Source organism: Streptomyces azureus (genome assembly GCF_001270025.1).
GTDB lineage: Bacteria > Actinomycetota > Actinomycetes > Streptomycetales > Streptomycetaceae > Streptomyces > Streptomyces azureus.
In genome coordinates, this window is record NZ_DF968205.1 from 20653 (window position 1) to 27191 (window position 6539).

The window sequence follows — 6539 nt, forward strand, 5'->3', positions numbered from 1 at the left end:
GGCAGGAATGGGTCCCTTGGGAGTGTGTGATGCACAAGGTCGTATCGCGGGACGGCACCACCATCGCCTACGAGAAGGCCGGCGAGGGACCCCCGGTCGTGCTGCTCGGTGGCGGCTTCCGCGACCACACGGCCTTCGACACGCTCATCCCGTACCTGGCTCCCCACTGCACCGTGTACGCCTACGACCGGCGCGGGCGTGGCCAGAGCGGGGACTCCCCCGACTACACGGTCGAGAAGGAGATCGAGGACCTCCAGGCGGTCATCGACGAGGCGGGCGGCCGGGCGGCGGTCTTCGGCGGCTCCAGCGGGGCGATCCTGGCGTTGGAGGCGGCCCTCGCCGGGGCGAGGATCAGCAGGCTGGCCCTGCTGGAACCGCCCTACAGGGTCCCGGGTTTCCGCACGCCTCCCGCCGGTTTCGCCGAGCGCCTGGACGCGCTGCTCGCCGAGGGGCGGCGCGGTGAGGCCGTCGAGTACTTCCTCGGCGAGCACGTGGGCTTCCCGCCGGAGTGGATCAAGGAGTGGAAGGACAGCCCGCTGTGGCCGTCCAACGAGGCGCTGGCGCACACCCTGCCCTACGACACCGCGGTGATGGGCGACGGCCGGGTGCCGGTGGAGCGGATGGCCGGGCTGCGGATGGAGACGCTGGTCATCAACAGCGACCACACCGGCGACTGGCTGCTCGCAGCGGCCGAGGCGACCGCGGCGGCCCTGCCGAACGGGCGCCGGCTGGAGCTGCCGGGCGTATGGCACCGGGTGCTGCCGGAGGTGCTCGGGCCGGTGCTGGTGGCGTTCGTCACCGCCTGAGACCGGCCGGCGCGCGGGCAGCGCGCACAGTGCCCCCTGCCGGGGCCGCGACGGGGAGACCTGGGCGGACCTGGTGGGGGGCTTGTCGGTGTGCGTGGCCGGCGGGGCTGTCCCCGGCCGAAGCGGTGCTCGGCCGGGGACAGCCCCCGGGTGGGGCGGGGCCCGGCCGGGGTCACCAGGGGATCGGGCCCGATTCGTCCTGGGAGGTGGCCGTGGGGCCGTCGGGGGGCAGCAGGGCCAGGCGTACTGCTGTGACGGCGCCCTGTTCGACCGTCTGGTGGCCGCGGTGGTTGTTCATGTCGGTGGCGGTGAAGCCGGGGTTGGCCGCGTTGACCTTGATCGGCGTGTCGCGCAGTTCCCTGGCATAGGCGAGGGTGAGGGCGTTCAGGGCCGTCTTGGAAGACTGGTAGGTGACCAGGTTGTAGTCGCCGAACCCGCCGGAGAGGTCCGCGTTGAGGGTCAGGGAGCCCACGGCCGAGGACATGTTGACGATGCGTCCGGCCGGGGAGCGGCGCAGCAGCGGCAGCATCGCGTTGGTCACCGTCAGCACGCCGAAGACGTTGGTCTCGTACACCTCGCGCAGCTGCTCGGCGGTGGCCGCGCTGGGCGGGCCGTGGAACGTGCCGTTGATGCCAGCGTTGTTGACCAGGATGTCCAGACGGCCGTACAGCCCGTCGATCGTGGCGGCCGCGTCCGCGACACCGGCGGGGTCTGTCACGTCCAGCGGCAGCGGGTGCGCGTCGAGCCCCTCGGCGGCGAGCGCCTCGGCGGCGAGCTTGCCGCGTTGCGCGTCGCGGGCGCCGAGCAGCACGGTCGCCCCCCGCGCGCCCAGCTGACGGGCGATCTCGCGGCCCAGGCCCTTGTTGGCGCCGGTGACCAGGGCGATCAGGCCGCCCTCGGGGGTGCCGGTCATGCCGCCGTCACCGCCTCGCCGAACCAGTGTGCGAGCGCGTCCGTAAGGCACTCGGCGCCACGCCCGTCGCCGACCCAGGCGACGTATCCGTCGGGGCGCACCAGCAGGGCGGCGGCGCCGTCGAACGGGTCGTCGGCGCCGGCCGTGTGCGGGGACACGGTCACGACGTCGACCCGGTCCTGCCAGGGGGCGGCGGCCTGGCGTACCCGGGCGTCGCCCGCCAGGTCGAGCAGCACTCCGCGTGCGGTGTGCAGCAGCTGCGAGGCCGTGCTCTTCACGCCCGCCTCGTCGACCAGTTCGGCGTTCGGCAGCCGCAGGCCCAGCAGCGGGTGGTCCGGCGCCGTCATGTCGTACCGGATGTCCAGGCCGGTGACCATGCCGATCAGATGCCGGCGGACCTCGGGCAGCTCCATCAGCTCGGCGAACAGCTCCCGCATCGGCTGCATGTGCTCGCCGGTGATGTACAGGCTGCGCTGGGTGAGGGTGTTGACCAGGACGCGGGCGCCCACCGGGTGCCGCTCGTCGTGGTAGGTGTCGAGCAGATGCCCGGGGGCTCGGCCCTTGACCGCCAGCGCCAGCTTCCAGCCGAGGTTGACCGCGTCCTGCACGCCCGCGCTCATGCCCTGCCCGCCGATGGGCAGATGGATGTGCGCGGCGTCGCCGGCCAGGAACACCCTCCCGCGCCGGTACTGGCTCGCCTGCCGGGTGGCGTCGGTGAACTTGCCGATCCAGCGCGGTGTGCCGCCGCGGATGTCCTCGCCGGTCAGCCGATGCCAGGCGCCGGCGACCTCCTCGAAGGAGGGCGGGGCGTCGCCCTTGCGGGGGACGACACCGGCGTCGTAGTAGGTGACGCGGAAGATGTCCGGGCCCTGCTGGAAGGCGAGCACCATGCCGCCGGGCACCCGCTCGCCGTTGGGCCGCGGACGCACCCCGGTCACCCCGACCACCTCGGCGAACGCCATCTCGATGGTGGCGTCGTGGCCGGGGAAGCCGATGCCCGCCCTCTTGCGGACGGTGCTGCGGCCGCCGTCGCAGCCCACCAGGTAGGCGGCGCGCAGCCGCGCCGGGCCGCCGGGGCCGGTCACCGCCACCTCGACGCCGTCGTCGCCGTCGGCGAGGCCGGTCACCTCCCAGCCGCGGCGTACGTCGACGCCCAGCTCGCCGGCCCACTCGCCGAGGACGGCGACGGTCAGCGACTGCGGCACGCCCTTGGCGCCGTAGGAACCGCCCGGCACCTCCCGGTAGTCGAGCGGGACGCCGCCGAAGTGGCCGATGGGGATGGTGTCGAAGCCGCCGAAGCGGGGCAGCAGTCCGCGCTGGTCGAAGGTCTCGATGGTGCGTGCCGTGAAGCCGAGGGCGCGGGACTGGTCGGTCGGCTCCGTCGACTTCTCCAGTACGACGCACCCGACGCCGGCCAGCCGCAGTTCGCACGCCAGCATCAGCCCGACGGGGCCGGCTCCGACCACGATGACGTCGGTGTCCATGACGTCGGTGTCCATGGCGTCGGTGTCCATGACGTCGGTGTCCATGGCGTCGGTGTCCATGCGGCTCATGTCGCTCCCAGGTGAGGATGGGGTGAGGCGGCCCGGACGCCGGTCAGCGCCCGGTCGACCAGGGCGCCTGCCGCACCGGTGTAACCGGCCGGGTCCAGCAGGGCGGCGGATTCCAGGGGGGCCAGTACGCCCTGCAGCTGCGGCAGTTCGGCAAGGACGTCGGCGAGCGGCCGGGAGGTCTCGGCGGCCCGCAGCGACGCCTGCGTCAGCAGTTCCCGGGCGGCCGCAGGGCCCAGCCGCGGAGTCAGGACGGCGCTGACGCGCTCGGAGGCGATCCGGCCGCCGGTCGCCTCGAGGTTGGCGCGCATCCGGTCCGGGTGGACGGTGAGGCCGCGGGCCAGTTCAACCGCGGTGTGGGCGGCGCCGCCGGTCAGCCGAAGGCACTCGCGCAGCGGCTGCCACTCGCTGTGCCACACGCCCGCCGACCGCTCGTCCTCGGTCACCAGGCACTGCGTCAGCACCGCGGCCAGTGCCGGAACCTGGAGGGCGGCGGAGCGGATCAGCGTCGCCAGGACGGGGTTGCGTTTGTGCGGCATCGCTGAGGACGCCCCGCGGCCCGCCGCCTGCGGTTCGGTGACCTCGCCGACCTCGGTGCGGGCCAGCACCAGCACATCGGCCGCGATCTTGCCGAGGGCGCCCGCGGTGTGCGCGAGGGCGGCCCCCAGGTCGGCGATCGGGGTGCGCAGGGCGTGCCAGGGCAGCACGGGGGCCGCCAGGCCGGTCTGGGCGGCGTAGGCGGCGGTGAGGTCGTCGACGACCTCGGCGGCGTCCGCGTCCTGGCCGGCGTGGGTGAGGTAGCCCGCCAGGGTGCCGGCCGCGCCGCCCAGGGACACCGGAAGACGGCCGGCGACCTGCTCCAGGCGCTCGGCGGCCTCCAGCACGAGCTGCCGCCAGCCGGCCGCCTTGAGCCCGAACGTGGTCGGTACGGCGTGCAGAGCGAGCGTGCGGCCGGCCATCACCGTGTCCCGGTGCTCCGCGGCCAGTGCGGCGAGCGCGTCGGCGGTGTGGTGCAGGTCGGCGACGATCAGGCGCAGCGCGCGCCGGGCGACAAGCATCGCGCCGGTGTCGAACACGTCCTGGCTGGTGGAGCCCCGGTGGACGTACTCGACGGCGTCGGGGGCGTCGGCGGCCACCACCGCCGTCAGCGCCTTGACCAGGCCGACGACCGGGTTGGCCGTCTCGCGTGCGGCGAGGGCCAGGTGCCGCAGGTCCAGGCGTTCGGCGCGGGCCGCGGCGGTGATCGCGGCGGCCGCCGGGGCGGGGACGGTGCCACAGTGTGCCTGGGCGCGGGCCAGGGCCGCCTCGGCGTCCAGCATGGCCTGCAGCCAGGCCGTGTCGCCCACCGCCGCCTCCACGGGGGTGCCCGCCCTGACCGGGGAGAGCAGACCGCTGTCCAGGTCGGGGGCGGGGTGGGTGGCCGTGCCCTCGGGGTGGGTGGCCGTGTCCTCGGGGCGGGTGACCGTGTCCTCGGGGCGGGTGACCGTGTCCTCGGGGTGAGTGGTGTTCGTGCTGTCGTGGTGAGTGGTGTTCGTGCTGTCGTGGTGAGTGGCCGTCATGCCGCCGCCTTCGTGGTCTCGCTGCCCAGCGGCGCCCGGCGTGCCCGTGCGGCCGTGCGGTCCCCGGTGGCGGACAGCGCGGGCAGCTCCAGTACGGCCGCGGCGATCGCGTCGGAGTCCTCCAGGGTCACCGAGCCGACGCCCGGCCGGATGCCCGCCGCGGTCACCCAGTGCACGGACTCGGTGGGCACGCCGTAGGCGAAGCGCCGCGGGTGCGGCTCCCCTTGCGCGTCGAGCAGGTGGTAGGGCCGCCCGGTGACGGCCAGGCCGCCGGTCTCGTACGGGACGCCGCTCCGGGCCGGTATCCGGAATGGGCGGCACTGCCCGGTGCGCAGCAGATGTGCCAGCAGCGGGTCCGCGGTGCGCCGCAGATCGATCTCCGGCAGTCGGCTGTCGATCAGCGTGGTGGCCGAGACCAGTACGCCCGGGATGTCGCTGGTGCCGATGAAGCGGCCTCGGTCCGCATCGGTGCCGGCCCGCATCCCGGGACCGAGAACGTCCAGCACCCCCGCGTCCATCAGCGCGGCCATCTCCTCGATACGGGAGGCGGGCGGGCCGATGGACAGGTAGGCGTTGAGCGGCGTGTACCAGCCGTCCAGGTCCTCCCGGTGGGAGTCGGCGTCCAGGCCGCCGTGCTCGACGGCCAGGCGCACCTCGTTGCGCAGGTCCCGCAGCACGTCCAGGGCCGCCTTGAGCGGGCCGGAGACATTGCCCCGGCGGGCCTGGCGCACGTCCTCGTCGAGGTGCCCGCGCAGCCAGGACCGGAAGGCCGCCAGGTCGGGGAAGGACCGGTCGCTGTAAGGGCGGGCGACCAGGCCCCAGTCCCAGCGCTCGGCCGCGTCGATCCCGGCCGCCCGCAGCAGTTCCTGCCGCTGCGGGCCGGGCTCGGCGCGCAGGTAGCGGGCGGCGAAGTCGGCGGCGTGGGCCGGCGTCCGGCGGGCGGCCAGCAGCGTCTCGTAGTAGACGCTCTCGACCTCCCCGGCGATCAGGGGCCACAGGTCGGTGGCGAACCGGATCGGGCCGCGGCCCGGGGCGCGCAGCGCCGCGACGTGCTCGGCCGTCAGCAGGCGTGGGAAGCAGCGGCCGTGGGCGCCCTTCTCGTTCTCGCCGCGTGCCTGGTACGGCACCCCGCGGCGGGAACCGGCGTACAGGCGCGGTTCGCGGCCCGAGGGGCGGTAGACCAGGCGGCCGTCGACGCGTTCGAAGACACCACCGCGGGCACGGGTGAACAGCGCCATGTAGTCGAAGAAGTTCAGGCCCAGGCCGCGCAGCAGCACGCCCTCGCCGGGCGCGACGGACGACAGGTCGACGTCGGCGGGGTTGGCGGGGGCGAGGTAGGTCAGGCCGTGCCGGGAGGCGAAGGCGGCCAGTTCCCGTTCGGCGGGGCCGGGGAGGACGGGCAGGTGTCCCTGCGCCAGCACCACCGCGGACAGGCCGGTCAGCCGGGTGCCGTCCTCCAGCAGCACGGTCTGGGCGGCCGCCGCACCGAGCGGGCCGTCGGCGTCGTCGTCCAGGGCGACGGCGCGCTGGGCGTGCACCCGTACCGTCACATGCGCGGCGGCGTTCGCGGTGACCTGCTGGAATACCCAGGCCAGGTACTGGCCGTACAGGGCACGGGTGGGGTAGCTGTCCGGGCCCAGGTCGCGGGCCTCGGCGAGCGTCTCGTCGTCGTACGCGGTGCCGCGGCCCGGGGTGAGCGCGCTCGGGCCGA

At 74.7% G+C, this 6539-nt stretch carries 5 protein-coding genes; 1 reads left to right on the forward strand and 4 read right to left on the reverse strand.

Annotated elements, in window-relative coordinates; genetic code table 11:
- The first annotated feature begins 29 nt into the window (after positions 1–29).
- The gene (locus AOQ53_RS04450) at positions 30–806 is read left to right on the forward strand and encodes an alpha/beta fold hydrolase (protein ID WP_059415154.1); all 777 of its coding nucleotides are present in this window, start codon (positions 30–32) and stop codon (positions 804–806) included.
- 172 nt (positions 807–978) lie between these two features.
- Here the strand turns inward: AOQ53_RS04450 and AOQ53_RS04455 are convergent, their stop codons facing one another.
- From AOQ53_RS04455 to AOQ53_RS04470, 4 genes are all read right to left on the reverse strand, one after another.
- A complete protein-coding gene (locus tag AOQ53_RS04455) occupies positions 979–1719 on the reverse strand; it encodes an SDR family oxidoreductase (RefSeq protein ID WP_059415155.1) in 741 nt (246 codons plus the stop codon).
- Positions 1716–3203: an FAD-dependent monooxygenase gene (locus AOQ53_RS04460; RefSeq protein ID WP_059415158.1), complete on the reverse strand. Its 1488-nt coding sequence runs from the start codon at positions 3201–3203 to the stop codon at positions 1716–1718. The genes AOQ53_RS04455 and AOQ53_RS04460 overlap by 4 nt, the downstream gene beginning before the upstream one ends.
- 65 nt (positions 3204–3268) lie before the next feature.
- A complete protein-coding gene (pcaB, locus tag AOQ53_RS04465; RefSeq protein WP_078945141.1) occupies positions 3269–4828 on the reverse strand; it encodes a 3-carboxy-cis,cis-muconate cycloisomerase in 1560 nt (519 codons plus the stop codon).
- Positions 4825–6539: FAD/NAD(P)-binding protein (locus AOQ53_RS04470; protein WP_078945142.1), on the reverse strand; the 1715-nt coding region annotated here is incomplete at its 5' end. The genes AOQ53_RS04470 and pcaB, both read right to left, overlap by 4 nt.

What these genes read in the sequence shown, in the direction of transcription:
- AOQ53_RS04460 (WP_059415158.1), bottom strand. Translation starts at nt 3,203, where the DNA reads ATGGACACCGACGTCATCGTGGTCGGAGCCGGCCCCGTCGGGCTGATG.
- AOQ53_RS04455 (WP_059415155.1), bottom strand. Translation starts at nt 1,719, where the DNA reads ATGACCGGCACCCCCGAGGGCGGCCTGATCGCCCTGGTCACCGGCGCC.
- pcaB (WP_078945141.1), bottom strand. Translation starts at nt 4,828, where the DNA reads ATGACGGCCACTCACCACGACAGCACGAACACCACTCACCACGACAGC.
- AOQ53_RS04450 (WP_059415154.1), top strand. Translation starts at nt 30, where the DNA reads ATGCACAAGGTCGTATCGCGGGACGGCACCACCATCGCCTACGAGAAG.